The sequence below is a fragment of the Scytonema millei VB511283 genome, assembly GCF_000817735.3.
Taxonomy (GTDB): domain Bacteria; phylum Cyanobacteriota; class Cyanobacteriia; order Cyanobacteriales; family Chroococcidiopsidaceae; genus Chroococcidiopsis; species Chroococcidiopsis millei_B.
In genome coordinates this window covers 333,107-352,380 of sequence record NZ_JTJC03000006.1, presented here as the reverse complement: position 1 = coordinate 352,380, position 19,274 = coordinate 333,107, and the positions used below count along the sequence as shown (strand labels likewise).

Genomic DNA, 19,274 nt, shown 5'->3' with positions numbered 1-19,274 from the left:
TTTACTCATGTCGCTCTCTCGGTGCTGTGTACTAGTTATTCGCAGCTTACACCGAGTGAGCTTTTTTACTACCCAACCCACTTTTCAAACACCCTCTTAAATAAACACGCTACCAACCTGGACTATTATCCTCACTTGTGCTGTTACCGTTTGGTTCCTGTTCGATCGCACTATTAGGTGCTTCCTCGGTGGCGCTATTATTGTCATCCACGCATCCAAATGCTGGATCGCCGTTGGGACATGGATCTGAAGCAGGTGGCTCGACAAATGTAGAAGTTTGTTTTAACTCTGGTACTGATGCTTCAGGAGTTGATTTAGCAGCTTTACTAGATACTGGAATCTTCTGCTGTATGGGAGGATTTACAGCTTTGATAACTGGCTGTGGCTGTTGAGGCAGGACTTGAGCTGGTTTAGCAGCAGCGGGAGATGGACTGGTTGGATTTGGTTTTTGCGCCAGTCGAGAATTAGCTTGCTCGACAATTTCGTTACGTTTTGTATTCCAAAATAGCGTGCTGGATGGAATTTTTTTAGCTGTGTTAACTGCATCCTGCCATCGACTTTGGCTTAGTGCTTGTTCTGCTAGTTTTAAGTAGTCTTGATTCGTTTTTGATTCTCTTTCCCAAGTGGCGACTGTTTGTCTTACGTCTTTAAAAATAGAGCTTTTTGCCGGAATTGCTCTGGTTAATAAAACAGCTTTTTCAAAATCACCATCTCTTTCATAAGCGTCTTTCGCTTCTTGAAAAATTCTCTTAGACCATTGACTGGTGAGTAGTTGAGCTTCTTCAAACAAAGGTTGCTCGGCTGGCACTGTAGACACGATCGCTAGTGCCTCAGCAATTTTGAATTCCTCTGCTAAAGCTTTAGCTTGAGCGATACGACACTCATTAACCGATTTCGTTAAATTTGTTTGTGCTTGTTTATCTTCTATGGTATTGCTGCTAGGAATGTTAATAGTTGCGCCGTGCTTGATGCATTCTTCGTATTGTTTTGCTTTTTTGAACACTTCAACTTGTGCCAAGCCAGATTTGATGCTTTCTTTATTCATCACGACCAGTCCGAAAGCAGCCGCGACACTAACGACAGCAGCAGCACCCATAGTCATTCCCAAAGGAGATTTGAGTTTAGCCGCAAACTTGGCTAAACCACCCGATCGCTTGCTAGGTTGAGTGCTGGGTGGATTTGTCGTGATGTTTTGGTTCGTTGCTGGCTGAGTGAAGTTAACTGGAGTCTGAGGAATTGACGGAGCCGAAAACTGACTGCTCGGAGCTGTCGCTGGTAAGACGGCGTATTGACTTGCTTGTTGCGTCTGCGAGTATTTGGGGCGTTGGTCTAACTCTGTCGTGGCATAACCAGCGTTGATTGATGATGGCGATCGCAATGTCTCTATAACTTCAGCTGCCGACTGATAGCGCTCTCTAAAGTCGTAGCGTACCATTTTATTGATAATTGCTGCGAGGCGATCGCTAACTTGTGCCTGACCTTGCCAGTCAATTTCTCCCTGAAAATTTTCTCTTAAATCTTGCGTCGTGAGTCCGGTGAGTGCCTGAATCGCAATGACTCCCAGCGCGTAGATATCGCTATTGAATTGCGGTCTACCTCGTGCTTGTTCCGGTGGCATATATCCGACAGTACCCACGGCGATCGAGGCGCTAACTTGGCTTTGAGCTGTCAGCAGTTGGACGTTAATCTCTTTAACAATACCAAAATCTACAAGGACTAATTTGTTATCTTGTTGGCGGCGAATTATGTTATTTGGTTTGACATCGCGATGGATTGCTCCCTGCTGATGCACGAAGTTAAGAATCCCTAATACGTCTAAGAGCATATGGATCGTTCGATCTTCTTGCCAACGACGACCACCGAACAATTCTGCACTCAGCAAATGTCCTTCGATTAACTCTTGCACCAAATAAAATTCTTCGTCTTGCTCGAAATAGGCTAGCAATCTGGGAATTTGGTCGTGAATTCCTAGCTTTTCTAAAATTTTGGCTTCTTTATCAAATAATCGTCTAGCTGCTACTAAAAAGTTGGTATTACTATTTGCTGGCTTCAAATGTTTGACTACACAGCAAGGATTACCAGGACGACGGGTATCTTCAGCGATGTAAGTTTGGCTAAATCCACCTGCACCCAAGACTTTCAGGACTCGATAACGCCCATCTAATAATTGACCTAGCATTGATTTGATATTTTGCGAGTTAAAGATGCATTCAATTGAAAAGTAGATGATTTCGGATATTATCTGTTTTTTATTTACTTTTTGTTAAAAATTTGGTTAGTAAGATAATCCGCAATCAGGCAAGTAATTCTAAAACCTAACTATGACAGATTTATGTATGATGAAATCATAAGCTTTGCTAAAAATATTTACCTTTCTAATTACGCCGTATAATCACCAAAAGTAGGGCGCGCAGCTGTGCGCCCTACAAAGATCGCGCCCGCAATCGAGAATTGCTATAACTGCCACAGCGCGATCGCCTTGTCGCGATCGCCACTAGCGAGGAATTGCCCGTTCGGACTAATCGCGATCGCCCCAACTTGCCATGCATAGCCGCAGATAGCGTACACTTCCTCTGCTGCACTCAGATCCCACAGTTTGAGTAATTTATCTTCAGTCGCGATCGCCAGTAGTTTACCATCAGGACTAAAGGCGATCGCGTTGACCGCAGCCCGCAAAGCTGGCAAAGCAGATTCTTCACCTGTATCGATATGCCACAGTTTAACAATCTTATCTGCACCGCCACTAGCGATAATTTGACCGTCAGGGCTAATAGCAACCGCATTCACCCCTAATTTGTATCCTTCCAGTTTGTGGATTTCTGCACCCGTGCCGAGATCCCATAGTCTCACGGTTTTATCCGCGCTGCCACTCACTAGCATCTGACAATCAGAGCTAAACGCAACGCTATTTACAGCCGAACCATGACCGACAAAAGTAGAGATTTCTTCAGCCGTGCTGAGGTTCCAGAGTTTGAGTGTCTTATCGGCGCTACCACTTGCTAGCATCTGACCGTCAGGACTAAACGCAACGGCATTAATCGCCGATTTATGTCCGTTAAAGGTATTGATAACTTGCCCAGTATTGAGTTGCCACAATTTAATTGTTTTATCAGCGCTACCGCTAGCAAGAATTTGACCGTCAGGACTAAACGCAACTGTACGTACCAAATCTGAATGTCCGGTTAAGGTCAAAATTGTTGGATTTAAACCAAGCTTCCATAAGCTTTTACCAGTATCGGGTAGTGCTGGAATAGCAGGACTTGCAGCAGAAATGACAGCAGATCTTGGTTCGGGGGTTGGAGCGATCGCCGGTGCTACTTCTGATTGCGCGATCGCCGCAGGTTGTTCTAGCGCTTCAGGCTGTGGTATTGGTGGCTTTACTGGCTCGATTTCAGGAGCAGGCGGCTGTACTACTTCAGATTGCGGTGGTTCTGGTGTAACAACGATTGGTTCAGGCTCAACTGCTGATTCTGCTACAGGGACAACTACACTTGCGTGAGCTGCCGTTGGCGGCTTTTGGGCGCTCGTAGGAGCTTTAACCAGTACAGTAGCAGGCAACTCCTGATATTCAAATAGAAACTCTGGACCTTGCCAACTTAGGGTAATGCGATCGCCCGATTGTAAGCTCCGCCATTCTGCGCCAATCTGCTTCCCGTTAATATACGTGCCATTGGTCGAACTGAGGTTGCAAACTTCCCAACCAGGCTCGGAACTTTTTTGCCAACGCAACTTGGCGTGATAGCGCGAAACCGTCGTGTAACGCTTAGGATCGAGGGCAATTTGACAATCAGGCGATCGCCCGATGACAATTTCTTCGCTGGGAGAGAGAAAATAACGTGGTTGTTCTCGCGCCCCCGCTGGCTCGGAAGATTCGCAAAGCGTCAGTGTAGCAGAAGATTGCATTGTCAGTTATCAGTTGTCAGTTGTCAGTTATCGAAGAGCAGTTTGAGATTCTAGAGAAAATTGCCCAGACTGAGCGATCGCTTAGTAGAACAATATACTAAATTGATAGCGTAATTTTACGTGAGGATTGGTTATGGAGAAGTCATCAAGTCGCAAGTCGCAAGCGATCGCTACTAGCCACCAGCCACTAGTCACTGATAACTGACAACTGATAACTGATAACTGATATCGCTACCAAGGTAAGGGTTGCCCCAGATGAAAAAAGCCACCGCTCGAACCATCATCGGGTAATGTTGCCAATTCTACGCCTGTTTTTGCTCCCTCTGTAATATCCATCATTGCGCCTTCACCACCCAATTCTGTTTTTACCCAACCTGGATGAGCGCTATTGACTTTTACCGAAGTGTGCCGTAACTCGTGGGCTAAATGCACTGTAAATGAATTGACGGCTGCTTTAGAAGCATCATAAGCAAATGGTTTAGCATCATAGATTGGTGAGTTCGGATCGGCATGAAGTGTCAGCGATCCCTCAATGCTAGCCATGTTGACAATTCGACCGCTAGGGCTATTTAAAATCAAAGGCAGTAGTTTCTGAGTCAGTTCGACTAGGGCAAAAAAGTTTGTCTCAAAAGTTTTACGGATGGTATCGATCGGCACAGAACTAGCATTACTGATCGACCATTCGCCATCTAACATGACACCGGCATTATTAATTAAAACGTCAAGCTTACCAAAGCGATCGCCAATCTCCTGTACGGCGGACTGAATTTCGTTGCTGTTATTCACATCCAGGGCGATCGCCTCAGCCTTCAATCCTTCTTTTTGTAGTGTAGTAGCTGCTGCTTCGGCTGCTTGTAAGCTACGGGCTGCGACTAAAACTGTCAAGCCGCGTTGTCCGAGCTGGCGACTCATCTCTAGTCCTAGTCCTTTATTTGCACCAGTAATCAAAGCTACCTTACCGTTAGATTCGCTGTTTACCACGATCGGCTACTCCTATTAGTGATGGATTTATATGCAGTACTAATGGTCAAGTTGCACTAAATACTCGCACGATTGTCTCACAGGAAGTAAAAGCAGAAAACCCAGAAAAAAGACTAGGGAAATCATTGTATTTGTCATCGGATAGAAATCTTATCGCGTCTGCTCTTGCCAGTCTTGGCGCAAAATCGTTATCTGCAAAAGCAAGCAGGACAAGATGCTCGTAATTATGTTGCTATATTATCGATCGTGAATTTTGCTAAGCGCCTCCTGAATTCATCGAACGCGACATAATGAATAAAGATGGGGCAAGAGTGTAAGTCATACTTCTTGCCCTAGCAGATTGTAAGATAAGACTTTCAAGATTTAAATCAGCAGCGCTATGCAATCAGCAGTAGGTTCTGACCAATCTCCCGCAATGGATGCACCGAAACAGGGGCTACCAGTCACCATCATTACAGGCTTTCTCGGTAGCGGTAAAACAACTCTGCTCAATCACATCCTGACTAACCAGCAAGGTCTCAAAACAGCCGTTTTAGTGAATGAATTCGGCGAAATTGGGATTGATAACGAGTTGATCGTCACAACTGGCGATGACATGGTGGAGCTGAGTAACGGTTGTATCTGCTGCACGATTAATAACGATTTGGTAGAAGCCGTTTACAAAGTATTGGAACGTCCAGAGAAGGTTGATTATCTTGTCGTGGAAACAACAGGAGTCGCCGATCCTCTCCCTGTGGCGCTGACTTTTCTAGGCACGGAGTTACGCGACATGACACGCCTAGATTCAATCATCACGGTCGTAGATGCGGCAAATTACAGTTTAGATCTGTTTAACTCTCAAGCTGCCTACAGTCAAATTGCCTATGGGGATGTCATCATTCTTAACAAGGCAGATTTAGTCGAGGAAGCAGACCTCGATCTTCTAGAAGTCAAGATTCGGGATATTAAAGACGGAGCGAGAATTTTGCGGACAACGCGATCGCAAGTTCCTCTCCCATTGATTCTTAGCGTCGGTCTGTTCGAGTCTGATAAGTATTTCGATACTCCCGCCGGTCACGACCATCACGACCATCACGACCATCACGACCATTCAGACTGCGACCATCACGACCATCACGACCATCACGACCATCACGACCATCACCATCATCACTCCGATCACTTAGAGAACGATGGTTTTACCTCAATATCTTTCCAAAGCGATAAGCCACTGGCAATTAGAAAGTTTCAGTATTTTCTAGACAACCAACTTCCTGAAAATATCTTCCGCGCTAAGGGGATTATGTGGTTTGAGGAAAGTCCAAAACGCCATATTTTTCACCTCTGCGGTAAGCGCTTTACCCTAGAAGATGAGGAATGGAACGGCAAACCCAAAAAGAATCAACTGGTACTGATCGGACAAAATCTAGATCGAGAGGCTTTGCTTCAACAACTACAAAACTGCATTTGTCTGCCTTCTACCAGTCGTGGTCAGGGGTTTGGCAAAGGATGAAAATATAGCGCCAAGATGCAGAGCTGATTTAGCGCTTTTGCGGGAAATCCTTTGCATTACATCCGTAGGGGCGTACAGCTGTGCGCCCCTACACAGTTTGTATCCCACATAACTGAAAACAGCTATTGATGTTAGGAAATATTGCGATCGCATCTCCACAAATGTAAAAAAATGTATTTCTAGCTACAGATATATTTATTTATCCGCCAAGTCATTGTAAAATCGTATCAATAAATACAGTTTTACTTATAACCGTGCCACAAATCGATTGGGAAGAAGCTTTTGAATATTTGCCAGGACTCGCAGTCGAGCTGAAGTCTCGCCCCGGCGTAATTGATACGATCGCGGCTTACGATCTAACTATGGTTCCCCCCATTTGGTTAGAGAAAGATCCGCGTCCCCGCTATCCCCACGAATTGCAGATTGTCTCGCGGGAAAGAGTACAGGCGTGTCAACTGGTAGAGACAGTTAACAGTTAACAGTTATCAGTTATCAGCGATCGCTATAGAGAAGTTACGTGTAATGTCTGTAGAAAGCGATCGACTGAGTAGAGAGGGTACTCTAATTGATTAGGTGAAATTCTTTGAGTGCGGGTAGAAAATTTCGGTTTTCGTGGCTCGAACGGCTGAGTTTGATTAACACAAATCTTTCGATGGGTGGTAAATTTGCCCATTGCTCTGAGCTGAGCGTCACGCCAAATTCGCCAGCTTTCTCCCCAATGCTAGCAGGAACAGTTGCTGCATTCATCCAATCGGGGTTGTCTTCTACTGGTAGTTCGCTGGCTGGCTTACCAGTATATTGAAAAACTAAGTCTTGTAACCACTGACGATATGCTTGAATTTCTGCTGGCGTAGTACAGGGGCGATCGATCAGTGCTTGCCGATCTTCTTGACTGAATTGGTTCCATTCAGGTAATTTCAGTTTAATTCCACAAGTATCTAACTTGTAACGTACCTGCATGGGAATACAGCGTAGGGAGTCTACAAAATCAGCTTCAAATTGAAAAAATCGTGTCATATCATGATTCGCGATGTGAGAAGGGCATTAAGTATAAAGCATCGTCCATACTTCCAGCGTAAAACATCAGCAACCCATCTCCGACAACTTGCAATCGCGAATGCGAAATTCGGGATTAGGTTGCTAGCCACTACCGCGTTGCTCACTGGTCACTGATAACTGTTAATGTTGTGTCTTTTCTTGTAGTACAGAAAGCATTTGTTTTCTGACTGCATTCGCCCAAAGATCGAAATTAAAATCTTTGCTATCGGCGATCGCGTTATTTGTCACGGGTTGAGTTTTTTGATGTTGTGCTTTTTTATCCATTGTGCCTCTGAGTAACAGGTTGAGAAATTTTGTGGTTAGTAATATCTATACAAAATTAGTCATAAATAATAAACAGTTATGATGTGGAAAATGCATCAAACTGATTAGCTTTTAGAATATACAGGAAAGTGCTACTTTTACTCAAGCATGAATTTGTACTTAACTTGAGCAAAAAGAATTGACAGTTTGACTAAATTGCCTGAAAAGCTCAAGTATAAGCAATAAAGCGACCGCAGATAACGATCTCCGTCCATGCGAGTAAGGAGATAATGGCGATCGCTTTTACAAAAATTAATTGTTTCATCTGACCTGATGAAGAAACCAGTCAGAAGTCAGAAGTCTCCAAATCAGAAGCGATTCACGCACCACTCACCACACTTGACTGATAACTGATAACTGACAACTGAGCTAGCTCATAAATAACTCAAAGCTATTTTGTCACAGTAAAGGTAGCCAAGAATTAACTTAGAGGTCAAATGTATGACCCACGCTACCCTTAACTACGAAACTGCCCCCGGACATGAAGTTTTAGCAGCAGCAGGCAAAAAATATCTCCGTCCCGGCGGACGTTTGGCGACAGAGCAACTATTTCAATGGGCGAATTTTCAACCTGGGGAAACGGTTTTAGAATTAGCAGCGAGTTTTGGTTTAAGCGCGATCGCAATTGCTCGGCGCTATGGCGTGCGGGTTGTGGGAATTGAGAAAAATCCCGATTCTGTGGTTCGCGCCCGTGCTAATGTTGTTGCAGCAGGTTTGAGCGATCGAGTTGAAATTATTGAAGGCGATATCTTTCATCTCGATCGCTTGACAGAAAAGTTTGATTATGTATTGGCAGAAGCGATCCTGACTATGCAATCTCCGCCAGGAAAAGCGAAAATTCTGGCAGGAATTCGCGATCGCCTCAAGCCTGGTGGGAAGTTTTTGTCTCACGAACTTTTAGCACAAAATCGAGAAGCAGAGATTCACCGCGCTTTAGCACAAGCGATCCGAGTCAATTCTACGCCCTTATCCGAATCTAATTGGATTGCAGCTTGTGAAGCGGCTGGATTAACAGTACAGCAACATCAAACCGGAGAAATGGGATTGCTCAAACCGCAGCAAATGCTTGCAGACGAAGGTATTTTCAATACAATCCGCATTTTGTGGAATATACTGACGCGATCGCAAATTCGGCAGCGAGTTTTAACAATGCGCCAAGTTTTCCAAACGTATCGGCAGGACTTAGGTTACATCATTTTGTCTGCCGTTCGCTCTTAAGCTCATACTTGTCAACAATAGCTTTGAGCATTTTGACTTTTAACTTTTAACCGAGGAATCCATGAGTACCACCCTATTACCTTTACGATCTTCATCCACGCAGCTACGGACAAATATTGAATATCCCCAAGCTGGGGTATTGAGTAAAGTATTGATTAAAGATAGTTGCTGTCAATGCACTCTGTTTTGTCTCGCGGCTGGAACTGAAATCTCCGAACATACATCTACACGCAACGCTACCGTCAACGTGTTGGAGGGGAAGGGAATTCTCATCCTAGAAGGACAAGACATCGTTCTAGAACCAGGAGTATTCGTCTTCATGCCTGCAAATGCTCCCCACGCTTTAAAAGCCGAGGAAAACTTAGCTTTTTTACTAACCTTGTCAGAGAAAGATGAGTAGCGCAGCATGGCAAAAACAAATCACCACTAAGTCACAGCTTTTTAACTTGTGTACGGGCGGGTTTTGGCAAACGATCTTCGTTCATGATGAGGGATTCTCGCTAAACCCGCCCCTACGAATTTTTAAATTTTAGGTTTTGACTTTTGACTTTTGACTTTTGACTTTTGACTTTTGACTTCTTGTACTAGCTACTTTTCAAGGGAATTGATACAGGATACTTTTCTGGTTTGAAGGCTGGTGTGGGGGAGTGGGAGGCGAAATAGATACCTACGAGTAAAGTCGCTAAAGCGATCGCGCCAATTCCTAAATCGAGTAAGGAAGTCGATCTTTTGGCTAAAATTGCAGCTGTAGCTTTGCCAGTTTTAGCTGGTATTTGTAATTGTGGGCGATCGCCCCAGCTATAAGAAACAGTTTCTTCTTCACCCAGTAAAGAGTGCGAATCTTGCGCTACTGTGGGTATCTGAACCTGAGTCCCTTGTAATTCGTGAAAACCATAATGCAGCACGGGTTGATACCGATTTGCCAAAGGTTCTAGGGCTGCTAAGACTTCGGTTGCAGATTGGTAGCGATCTTTAAAGCCGTAGCGCACCATGTTATCTATAGTTTGCGCTAGTTCGGGGCTGATTTTACGATAGTGTCGCCAAAGAATTTCACAGGTATCTGGATCGGTATCTAGCTGAGTCGGATGAATGCCTGTTAAAGCTTGAATTGCCACTATCCCCAAAGCATAGATATCACTGTTAGGGCGCGGCTTGCCTCGTTCTTGTTCCGTAGGCATGTAGCCAGGAGTGCCGATTGTAATTGTTGCTGGTAAGCCAATGGAAAACGTATTGATCTTCTGCCCTTGCAGCGTCACAACCTGCGTCCATGCTTGTTTAACCGAGCCAAAATCAATTAGCACCAGACGGCGATCGTGCTTGCGCCTGAGCAAGTTATTCGGCTTGATATCGCGATGAATTAAGCCGTGCGAGTGAATAAACTCCAAGATTTGCAGTACTTCTTGCAACATGTAAAACACTTGGCTTTCACTCCAAGGCTTACCTGGTTGTAGTTCTGCACTTAAGGTATGCCCTTGTACAAATTCTTGAATGAGATAAAATTCTTGGTTTTCCTCAAAGTGGTCTAGCAGCCGAGGAATTTGATTGTGACATCCTAGTTTTTCTAAAGCTTGGGCTTCGCCTGTAAACAACCATCTCAACGTTTGTAGGGCATTGGGAGAACTATTGGCAGGTTTGAGATGCTTGACTACGCATGTAGGGCGATTAGAAATATGGGTGTCTTGAGCGAGGTAGGTCTGACAAAAACCCCCTGCACTCAGAACTTGCATGACTTGATAACGTCCCTCTAGTAACTTGCCTAACATTGTAGTTGACCGAAAGTTTTTGACCCAAATTTCTCGATCCAAATTTTTATGGACGGCAGCCCACTATTGGTTGCTCAATCGATCGCATTCGTACAATTTGTAAAGTTAACTCGATCTATTTCTAATAATCTGTTATCCAGTTATAGTTGTCTGTATATGCTGCACGGTTTCATTTAGCTTGGTTGGCGGACTGTAACGAGACTCATTCAAGTTTTACACTATCTTCATAGATTATAGAGCAGGGTTGCAGGCAATAAGAGCGATTGAAAGTGCAATTCCTGCCTTATGCTCTGTTTGCTGCAATTTCTTGCAGGAATTTGAACATTTCCTTAACTGAGCGCCGATTGCTCCCTTGCTAGGCAGAATGAGGCTTGTGACTTTGCCATGAGATCTCATAGAGCGACTGTAGCGAGAAAATGAAAGCAATTTATAAGAATAGCTTATGTAACTTTGTGTTACCTCGACCTACGTATTGATATAGTTACTGTTTTGAAGGGGAAGAATACAACTAGATTCATGAAATCGCATGTCAATTGAACAATTAGTGGGATAAATTTCAAATGCCGCATTCAGCAAATTTGATTGGAGGTGTTTCTGTTGGAGAGATGAAACTGCCTCAACCTTTAGCGAATTTGTCAGCAGATTATAACCAACTAAAACTCAATGTTTTTTTGCTGGCTAACTATAAATTTTACCCGCAGCAAATTGTTTCTTTAGAAAAAACGTGGGGTGGAGTTAGAATTAGACACACCGTTGCTGAATATCCTGCCAATATTGTTTTTTTGACTCAAAGTACTCAGAGCTTTTTTGATTACATTAAACAAGCTGGTTTTTTACCAGCAGCCCGTGTTGAGGAATTTCCTCGTCGAAACGGTAGTCCTATTTACTGGCAAGTTGTCGTTTCAGCGCTTGTGTTATGGAATATTTTTTTATTAATTTGTGCTAATTATTCCTATCTAAATTTATCAGTTCCTACTTTAAGTTTACCCTTTTTGTTTGTCTTGTCCGTCTCTATTTCAGTACAGCGATCGCGCTTCGTACAAAGTTTCTTTCTCAAACCAAATCGCCATATAGAAGAAGTTGCCCCAGTGTTTAGATTTCTTGCCATAGTATCTAGTCTGTTTGCAGTTTTATTCGTTGCTCAAGGTTTAATTTAGTAGAACTGCCTGATTTAGATTTTAGGTTCGATCGCTATGGCACAATAGCAGAGGGTAGAGTGCGGCAATCGGGCATCTCACACAGGTCGTAACGTTTGCTGCATTTCTAGCCCCCAAGCTGCGATCGCCACATCGCAACAAAATCTATAGTTTTAGTCAATTGTGAGAGCAAAAGACTATAAAATCATTTTTAATGATTAAATCTACATTTATCAAAATTCAAAATGGATGTGAATCCACAAGAAGTCAAACAATAAGTCGTAAGTCGTAAGTCGTAAGTCGTAAGTCATAAACCACTTACTGATGACAAATGACTAATGACTAATAACAAATAAATCATTGAGGTGATAAACGATGGATTTTCAAGATTTTCTCAAACGGCAATATACTCAAGTTACAGTTGGAGAATTCAAACCGGGCAAGTTTGAAGAAGCAAGAAGAATTTACGAACAGGCAGTTTCAACTTATAGACATGGGTTTAAAGGTGCATATCTCCTGCAAGAACCAGGTACAGATCGAGGCGTTTCTGTGATTTTCTGGGAAAGTGTAGATGAGATGGAAGCTAATGAGCATGAGGAAAACTACAGGAGCATACTAAAAAAGATGTCCCCTTTATTCGATCGCGCTCCTACAACTACTCTTTATGAAGTGGTTTGTCAAATTCAACCCCAGGCAGCGGAAGAGAGCTGAGAGGGGAAGGGGGACAAGAGAGCTGAGGGAGCTGAGGGAGCTGAGGGGGAAAAGAATCAACCGTCAACCAATTACCAATTACCACTGATAACTGATAACTGATAACTGATAACTGTCAACAAGAGCGCTATCTTTTCTTTCCTAAAGCAATCATCGTTGAACCGTTGGGGAAGTTTTTAAATAGATACCAATCTAACATGCCAAAACCAACGCAAGCTTGAGGTATGCGCTTAAATAGTCTACCTTTAGGGGCAAGGGTTTCAAATAAATGGGCGCGATGATAGATTTTATAAATATCTATTCCGACATCAGAACATAAAGATTTCAGGTGGCGATCGCAAAGTCGGCGTAGATGTCCTGGTTCATCGGTTTTAAATCTGCCATAACCATCAAATGATGGCTGCAAGCCTCCCGTCAAGCGATTTTGCCACCATTCAAAAGAAAATTTATTGGCGCAAGGCGTGGATAATATTGTCATCCCTTGCGGTTTGAGTAATCGACCGATCTCTGTTATAGACTGAGCAACATCACCTACATGTTCTAGAACTTCTATGGAGATGATGAGATCGAAAGAATTGTCAGGTAAATTAACTGTTTCATCACTCATGGGAGTATATTGAGCTGATGAATATATATTTTTAGCAATTGTTAATGCTTCGTCTGATATATCACAGCCGTGGAGAGCAGATGTAGGAAAGTAATCTTTTAACAAATTGAGGTATCGTCCTTCGCCACAACCATAATCTAAAATTGTTGCTGGATTGAAACCACTCGATTTTATTTGCTTCAATATATCTTTCATTGCATAAAATCTACAGGACTCAAATAATCCTGAGAAATCCTGCATATAACCTGCCTGAAACCGAGAATCATAAAACTTTTTTTGGTTTTGAAGTGCCTCGTAGGAATAGGACTGTTCGTTCATGTTTTGCTACCGATAAGGGATAGGAGAGCTGAGGGAGCAGTTATCAGTGACCAGTGAATTCCGAATTCTGAATTCTCTCGCCCCTCGCCTTAAGTTTATATACGATCGCCAAAAATGGCGCTACTACGGTTCACAAATTATTCACATTTTTCTTTTAACTTCAGATTTAAAGTCAGACAACTTAACTGGGGATCGATCGCCGATCGCTGGTCAACGGTAAACTGTCAACGCACTGTCAACCACTCTGTGTTGTCTTGTCTGCCGATGGGTGAGTGAAGTGGAAGGCAGCCATTATGTGTATATCTAATAGTACCTGTAAGCCACATGTTGAATTAGCCGTAGATGTGTTTAAAACTCAAACACCCACGCTAATTAGCTCGCTTAAAGACTTTTTTACCGCTTTACCTAGCCCTAAATGTGTCGAGGAGATCTTGGCTACGGCACTTTATCAGCTTGCCGATACCGATCCCGATGCTTGTCGTTGGCTTTTGCGTCATCCTCAATATCTCGAACCCGAACTAGATTTGGTAGAGTGGGCAACCCAGTTTGCCCTGAAAAAACTCCAAGCGCAAGGGTTTGTACGGGAGCAAGATTTTCAGTTCGAGCCAAATGGTAAGTTAAATGCTTGCGATCGCGCTAAAGTAAAGCTGAGTGCGGGTAACTCTACTGCTGAAAAGTTAATTTTAGAAGAGATCTTACAAGTAGGTAATTGAATATTTTATAGAGGCTGACATATAACGTCCCTAGAATTCTACCAACCACAATTAAGGAACCATCCATGAGCTTAGACACTGTTTCTCAGCCCACATTAGTCGTAGAATCCAATCCGCAACAAACTGGTGCATACGACTTCGATCGCTTCAACGAAGCAGTCATGGACACATATGCCCGTTTCCCGATTGCCTTAGAACGGGGTGCGGGTTGTCGGGTTTGGGATACCACAGGCAAAGAGTATCTCGATTTTGTCGCCGGAATTGCCACCTGCACCCTGGGACATGCCCATCCAGCGATGGTGGAAACAGTGACGCGCCAAATCCAGACGCTACACCACGTCTCCAATCTGTTTTACGTCCCCGTACAAGGGCAACTAGCCCAATGGTTGATTCAGCATTCATGTGCCGAGAAAGCCTTTTTCTGCAATTCCGGTGCGGAAGCCAATGAAGCCGCGATTAAACTCGCCCGCAAATACGCCCATACCGTACAGAAGATCGAGCATCCAGTTATTCTCACCGCCAACGCCAGCTTCCACGGACGGACGCTAGCGACGATTACCGCCACCGGACAGCCGAAATATCAAAAAAACTTTGCTCCATTAGTCCCAGGGTTTGACTACGTTCCCTACAACGACATTCAAGCGATTGAAGCGGCAATTTCCGAACTGGATGAAGGCGATCGGGCTGTAAGTGCGATTTTACTTGAACCCCTACAAGGGGAAGGCGGCGTGCGCCCTGGGGATGTGGCTTACTTCCAAGCCATTCGTCGAATTTGCGACGAAACCGGAATTTTACTGATTCTCGACGAAGTGCAAGCGGGGATGGGACGTTCGGGGAAATTGTGGGGCTACGAACACTTAGGCATCGAACCAGATATTTTCACTTCTGCTAAAGGTTTAGGTGGTGGTATCCCGATCGGGACGATGATGTGCAAACAACACTGCGATGTATTTGCACCAGGAGATCACGCCAGTACATTTGGCGGCAACCCATTTGCCTGTGCTGTCGCCTTAACGGTGTGCGAAACGCTCGCCAAAGAGAATTTATTAGAAAACGTCTTGGCACGGGGCGAACAGCTCAGAACGGGCTTGCGGGCGCTGGCAGCCAAATATCCGGCGCTCATCACTGATGTGCGCGGTTGGGGTTTAATTAATGGGATGGAGTTAGCTGCCGAAAGCGAAATTACGGCAGCTGATGTAGTTCAAGCGGCGATCGCTGAAGGTTTGTTACTCGTTCCGGCAGGACCAAAAGTGCTTCGCTTCGTGCCACCCTTGATTGTGACAGCCGCAGAAGTGGACGCAGCCTTACAAATTGTCGAACGCGCGATCGCTACTGTAAACGTATAGAAGCAGTTGCCAGACAGTAGAAAAAAAGCAAAATTTTTGCTTGACTGCTGCACGAAAGGGTGGTGTACTGTTTCGAGAGAGTATGGAGCAATTATCAAGTCGCAAGTTACAAGTTACGTTTTATCAACTCCCGGCTCCCTGCTCCCTACTCCCTGCTCCCTCTTAAAGGTGACCATCGCCATGACTGCCTTCATTCCTTTTGATAACACGGTTGAATTTCTCACTGCTATCTATTTTGGTTCTGTGTTTGCGATTATGGCTGTTTCTCAGTTTTGTTTAGCAGCGATTGAAACTGTTGAGGAATCGAGTAAGTAAAAAGTTATTGCCTCGAAAACTTGATTATCTAAAAAAATTGGTATTTTAGTTCATCCCACTTCGCACGACTTGGGCTACTAAGCAAAGTTTATTCCATTCGCTAGTAATTTGATTTAACTTGCGGTTGAGAGTGTAGGCGATCGCATCTAAATTTTTGCCAGATTTTCTTAACTCTACAACCTGGCGCTGCCTCGGGGTTAGTTGCTCCCAAAATTCCTGCCATTGTTTAGGTGTCAAACCGAAACTGTGTTCTTCTAAACTCGTTCCCAGCCAATGACTCACTAGTTCTGGATGATGTTTTAATCCAAATACTTTCACGGCATGGTAGACAATTTTTTCTCGCAGTCGATAGACTTCTTTGACTGACAAATTTAACTGTTGGGCGATCGCTTCTTGAGACCTACCTTGCAAGTATAGTTCTAACCATTGCGCGGCAGTTTCTCCCAAATTGTGAGTTAAATAGTTGCTAAATTCCGATTGCACGAGATGTCTTGCTGCGTGCTGTTCTGCTTGGGTCTGGCTGTCTTGATACACGCTGACCGATCGCACGTCGATCGTGCTCCAAGTGCGATCGCTATCATCAGAAAGGAATTCGTCAGACAGTAGTTTGAGAATTCTGCGTTCTGGAACTTGTGTGACTCCTCCCATCTGCGTCCGGCGAAGAAAATTGACAAAGCGATGCACGATTAAAGGTCGATTGTGAATCGGGCGCAAACAATATTCTTCTACAGTAGTTAATAGCAAGGCAGTTCGCAGTCTCATATCGTCAGTACACGCCGCAATCCAAGCTGTTTGTTGTTGCAAATAGCGATCGCGCTGCAATAAATCTTGGATAATTTCTTGCAAAACATCAACGACTGCCCGACGGCGATCGCCACCCAAGGCAACGAGGGCGTGAATTTTATTTCGCAGTAGTACTAAACTGCACAAACGTATTGTCAAGCGGTGATATGCCTGCTGAGGTGAAACCCCTAAATATCGCTGTTTGAGGATGCGAAAGCGGTATTCCATAGCTTGCTGTGCTATGGATAACTGAAGAGAATTGCACGTTTGATAGCGTTCTGTATCTTCGCCAATCAGCCAACGGACTATGCTTTCTCGGGCAGTATCGCTTTGCGTCGGACATTCTTGAGTGAGACGCAAACGCCATTCTTGGGAAATTTCCGTCGCTGTAGCTAGATGGCGATCGCGCTCCGCCACGTTTACTTGTATAGTTTGCATATCACCCTGCCGTGTGTTGAACTATCTTCTTAAATAGCGAGCGATTGGAAAATTTATGCAGGGGTTGGAGTCGTTTACATGCGAACAAAACGTATTTTGCGAAATACCATCCTTGGCTTATCCAAAAGCGGCGTTTCTACGGCTCGTTTATTAGACAAAGAAAAATCTTACCTTGGCAGGGTTGACATTGCCCACCCTACACTTGAATTTTTTCTAAGGAATAAACTTCTTTAATATCTCATAAGTATCTTCAATTATTCCCAGAGCTGCATTTAAACCTACATTAGTAGCTTCTACGCCATCAGTCATGGTATCTTTAGCAGTCTCAGCTGTATCACCACTTTTATCAACAAAGCCGCTCAGTTTATCCATCATTTTTTCTAGATCTTTTGCCGTATCCATCAGCTTATCAAAGACTTCTTCTTGAGTTTCTTTATATTTAGAGATTGCATCTTCAGTTGTATCTGATGTCGATTCTTGCAAATCTTTGGTTTTCTCAGTTAGTTGCTCTATTACATCCTCAACCTGAGTTGCAAATTCGCTGACTAATTCGGCAATTGCTGGAGCAGATTCATCTTTAATGTGCGATTCAAACTCTGAAGCTCGTTCTTCTAAATCAGATTGGTGACTCTCTAGGCGATCGGATACATCGTTTTGGAGAAAGTCTTCCTGCTCTGAAAACTGTTCCTCTAACTCTGTGGCAACTTCCTCTAGTTTTTCTTGAAGAGATTTAAAAACTTCTTCTACTGCCTCTAAATTCGATTCTAGCTCGGATTTAGTCGAGTCTAAGTCTTCACCAAGCGAACTGATTTCTGTTTTGGTAGCTTCGTTTTCTTCATTAGTTTCATTCTGCCAAGTTTCTACATTTTCCTTGAGCTGAGTGACTTCTTGACTGAGCGATTCAGCTTCTTCACTCAAATCTTCCTTAGCGCTATTAATTCGTTCTAATAAAGATTGAGCGCGATCGCTTAATGTCTGCCAGTGACTATCCATTTGTTCGGAAACCTGGGCAATTTGTTCTCGCAAGCCTGTTAATTCTGACTGTGCTTGCTCGGCTTCACCTAATAATTCTGTCAGTTTAGTTACTGTTTCTGTTGCAGTTGTTTCAAAATCAGCCACGATTTACCTCGATTATAGTTCTTATGAAAAGAATTCTATTTTGATAAATTACCTCTATGTAAGTCCGCGCAGGCGGACTTTGTTTGTGTAGTTGCGATTTCTATTCGCTCAGGTTTTTTCTCATCAGCCAAAATCTATTCCAAGGCTTTCGGCTACATCTTTCACGGCTTCAACTCCATCTTTAAGCGGATCGATAAATTCATCAAGCTGGTCGAATAATGGTTCCAAGGCTTTACGAGCAATGGAAGCATCTTCACTAGAACCCGAAATTTTCTGACTCATCTCTTCTACGGAATCCGTCACGTTTTTAACGGCTTCTGTAATTAATTCTTTCAGTTCTGCTTGAATTTTTTCTTGAGCTTGATTTAACAGATCGTCCGTTTCGCCTTTGACAGTTTGGCTACTTAATTGATTTAACTTGGAAGTAAAGTCTTGATGTAAATCAATAAAAGTATCTGCCATAGCTTGAATTTTTTCGCCAACTTCTCCTTGTGACTTCTCCATATCTTCACTAAGTTGCTCGATCTGTTCGCTAAGAGCAGATTTTAATTCGTCAAGCTTTTCTTGGAAAGCTTCTACTTCTTTACTGGTTGCTTCTACAGCAGAAGTTAATTTGTCTTGACCGGATTGAATTTTTTCTTGAGCTTGTGTTAGCGTGTTTTGAGTTTCTTCACCCGTCTTTTCAGTTGTAGAACTACTTTCATCCAAATGTTCTTTGAGTTCTGAAATTTTGCTTTGAGTCGTTTCAATTTCGCTACTGAGCTGTCCTTGAGCTTCAGAGATAAATTCTGTTAAAGATTCAACTCCACTTTCAAGTTCGACAATTTCACTTTCAAGTTGAGATTGATGCTCTGTAGCTTCCTCTTTTAATTCGGTTAGTGCAGTTTGAATTTGTTCGAGAATTTCTGCAATCTGCTCTTGCTTTTCTTCAATATTGCTAACCAGGCGATCGGCTTCTGCTTGGACTTCCGATGATAGTTGTACTAAACTATCTAGTTTTTCAGGAAATACACTCGCCATTTGAGATAACGATGTCAGGGTTTGTCCTAATTGCTCGTTCATATTTTAG

Annotated in this window: 19 protein-coding genes; 9 read left to right on the top strand and 10 right to left on the bottom strand. The window is 43.5% G+C overall.

From position 1 onward, the window contains the following. Window positions 1-109: 109 nt before the first annotated feature. The 3 genes from QH73_RS21235 to QH73_RS21225 all read right to left on the bottom strand — a co-directional run bounded on the left by QH73_RS21235 (window position 110) and on the right by QH73_RS21225 (window position 4,884). A complete protein-coding gene (locus QH73_RS21235) occupies window positions 110-2,179 on the bottom strand; it encodes a protein kinase domain-containing protein (protein ID WP_052289819.1) in 2,070 nt (689 codons plus the stop codon). Window positions 2,180-2,454: 275 nt separating this feature from the next. After that, window positions 2,455-3,903, bottom strand: coding sequence for a WD40 domain-containing protein (locus tag QH73_RS21230; RefSeq protein WP_052289820.1), 1,449 nt, complete (start codon window positions 3,901-3,903; stop codon window positions 2,455-2,457). Window positions 3,904-4,134: 231 nt separating this feature from the next. Beyond that, window positions 4,135-4,884 carry an SDR family oxidoreductase gene (locus QH73_RS21225; protein ID WP_039713895.1) on the bottom strand — a complete coding sequence of 250 codons (750 nt, stop codon included), beginning with the start codon at window positions 4,882-4,884 and terminating at the stop codon, window positions 4,135-4,137. Window positions 4,885-5,263: 379 nt separating this feature from the next. Here QH73_RS21225 and QH73_RS21220 point away from each other — a divergent pair, with 379 nt between their 5' ends. Continuing rightward, entirely contained in the window at window positions 5,264-6,376 is a 1,113-nt protein-coding gene (locus tag QH73_RS21220; RefSeq protein WP_132867441.1) for a CobW family GTP-binding protein, read from the top strand. A gap of 254 nt (window positions 6,377-6,630) precedes the next feature. After that, window positions 6,631-6,855 carry a hypothetical protein gene (locus tag QH73_RS21215; protein WP_132867439.1) on the top strand — a complete coding sequence of 75 codons (225 nt, stop codon included), beginning with the start codon at window positions 6,631-6,633 and terminating at the stop codon, window positions 6,853-6,855. An 82-nt stretch (window positions 6,856-6,937) separates the two neighbouring features. Here QH73_RS21215 and QH73_RS21210 read toward each other — a convergent pair whose 3' ends face one another. Both QH73_RS21210 and QH73_RS21205 read right to left on the bottom strand, forming a co-directional pair. Then, entirely contained in the window at window positions 6,938-7,393 is a 456-nt protein-coding gene (locus QH73_RS21210) for a nitrate reductase associated protein (protein WP_039713898.1), read from the bottom strand. Window positions 7,394-7,555: 162 nt separating this feature from the next. Beyond that, window positions 7,556-7,699 (bottom strand): hypothetical protein, encoded by a 144-nt coding sequence (locus QH73_RS21205; protein ID WP_158265984.1) that lies wholly within the window; start codon window positions 7,697-7,699, stop codon window positions 7,556-7,558. Between the two features lie 480 nt (window positions 7,700-8,179). Here QH73_RS21205 and QH73_RS21200 point away from each other — a divergent pair, with 480 nt between their 5' ends. Both QH73_RS21200 and QH73_RS21195 read left to right on the top strand, forming a co-directional pair. Next, complete coding sequence (locus tag QH73_RS21200; RefSeq protein ID WP_039713899.1) at window positions 8,180-8,956, top strand: SAM-dependent methyltransferase; 777 nt, start codon at window positions 8,180-8,182, stop codon at window positions 8,954-8,956. 61 nt (window positions 8,957-9,017) lie between these two features. Further along, window positions 9,018-9,356 (top strand): cupin domain-containing protein, encoded by a 339-nt coding sequence (locus QH73_RS21195; protein ID WP_039713900.1) that lies wholly within the window; start codon window positions 9,018-9,020, stop codon window positions 9,354-9,356. A gap of 184 nt (window positions 9,357-9,540) precedes the next feature. Here the strand turns inward: QH73_RS21195 and QH73_RS21190 are convergent, their stop codons facing one another. Next, complete coding sequence (locus tag QH73_RS21190; RefSeq protein ID WP_052289821.1) at window positions 9,541-10,719, bottom strand: serine/threonine-protein kinase; 1,179 nt, start codon at window positions 10,717-10,719, stop codon at window positions 9,541-9,543. Between the two features lie 560 nt (window positions 10,720-11,279). On the opposite strand from QH73_RS21190, the gene QH73_RS21185 reads away from it, so the two are divergent. Together QH73_RS21185 and QH73_RS21180 are read left to right on the top strand one after the other, a co-directional pair. Further along, window positions 11,280-11,876, top strand: coding sequence for a hypothetical protein (locus tag QH73_RS21185; RefSeq protein WP_039713901.1), 597 nt, complete (start codon window positions 11,280-11,282; stop codon window positions 11,874-11,876). Window positions 11,877-12,230: 354 nt separating this feature from the next. After that, complete coding sequence (locus tag QH73_RS21180; protein ID WP_015156365.1) at window positions 12,231-12,566, top strand: antibiotic biosynthesis monooxygenase family protein; 336 nt, start codon at window positions 12,231-12,233, stop codon at window positions 12,564-12,566. Between the two features lie 127 nt (window positions 12,567-12,693). Here the strand turns inward: QH73_RS21180 and QH73_RS21175 are convergent, their stop codons facing one another. Then, window positions 12,694-13,491 carry a class I SAM-dependent methyltransferase gene (locus QH73_RS21175; RefSeq protein WP_039713902.1) on the bottom strand — a complete coding sequence of 266 codons (798 nt, stop codon included), beginning with the start codon at window positions 13,489-13,491 and terminating at the stop codon, window positions 12,694-12,696. A gap of 46 nt (window positions 13,492-13,537) precedes the next feature. Here QH73_RS21175 and QH73_RS21170 point away from each other — a divergent pair, with 46 nt between their 5' ends. The 3 genes from QH73_RS21170 to QH73_RS21160 all read left to right on the top strand — a co-directional run bounded on the left by QH73_RS21170 (window position 13,538) and on the right by QH73_RS21160 (window position 15,550). Continuing rightward, on the top strand, window positions 13,538-13,711 hold the full coding sequence (locus tag QH73_RS21170) for a hypothetical protein (protein WP_165587754.1): 174 nt from the start codon (window positions 13,538-13,540) through the stop codon (window positions 13,709-13,711). Between the two features lie 73 nt (window positions 13,712-13,784). Beyond that, entirely contained in the window at window positions 13,785-14,204 is a 420-nt protein-coding gene (locus tag QH73_RS21165) for a hypothetical protein (RefSeq protein ID WP_039713903.1), read from the top strand. Window positions 14,205-14,269: 65 nt separating this feature from the next. Continuing rightward, window positions 14,270-15,550 carry an aspartate aminotransferase family protein gene (locus QH73_RS21160; protein WP_039713904.1) on the top strand — a complete coding sequence of 427 codons (1,281 nt, stop codon included), beginning with the start codon at window positions 14,270-14,272 and terminating at the stop codon, window positions 15,548-15,550. Between the two features lie 360 nt (window positions 15,551-15,910). On the opposite strand, the gene QH73_RS21155 is transcribed toward QH73_RS21160, so the two are convergent. From QH73_RS21155 to QH73_RS21145, 3 genes are all read right to left on the bottom strand, one after another. Next, window positions 15,911-17,086 (bottom strand): HetZ-related protein 2, encoded by a 1,176-nt coding sequence (locus QH73_RS21155; protein ID WP_039713905.1) that lies wholly within the window; start codon window positions 17,084-17,086, stop codon window positions 15,911-15,913. 213 nt (window positions 17,087-17,299) lie between these two features. Further along, on the bottom strand, window positions 17,300-18,205 hold the full coding sequence (locus QH73_RS21150) for a coiled-coil domain-containing protein (protein ID WP_052289822.1): 906 nt from the start codon (window positions 18,203-18,205) through the stop codon (window positions 17,300-17,302). Window positions 18,206-18,328: 123 nt separating this feature from the next. After that, window positions 18,329-19,267 carry a coiled-coil domain-containing protein gene (locus QH73_RS21145; RefSeq protein WP_039713907.1) on the bottom strand — a complete coding sequence of 313 codons (939 nt, stop codon included), beginning with the start codon at window positions 19,265-19,267 and terminating at the stop codon, window positions 18,329-18,331. Window positions 19,268-19,274: the final 7 nt, after the last annotated feature.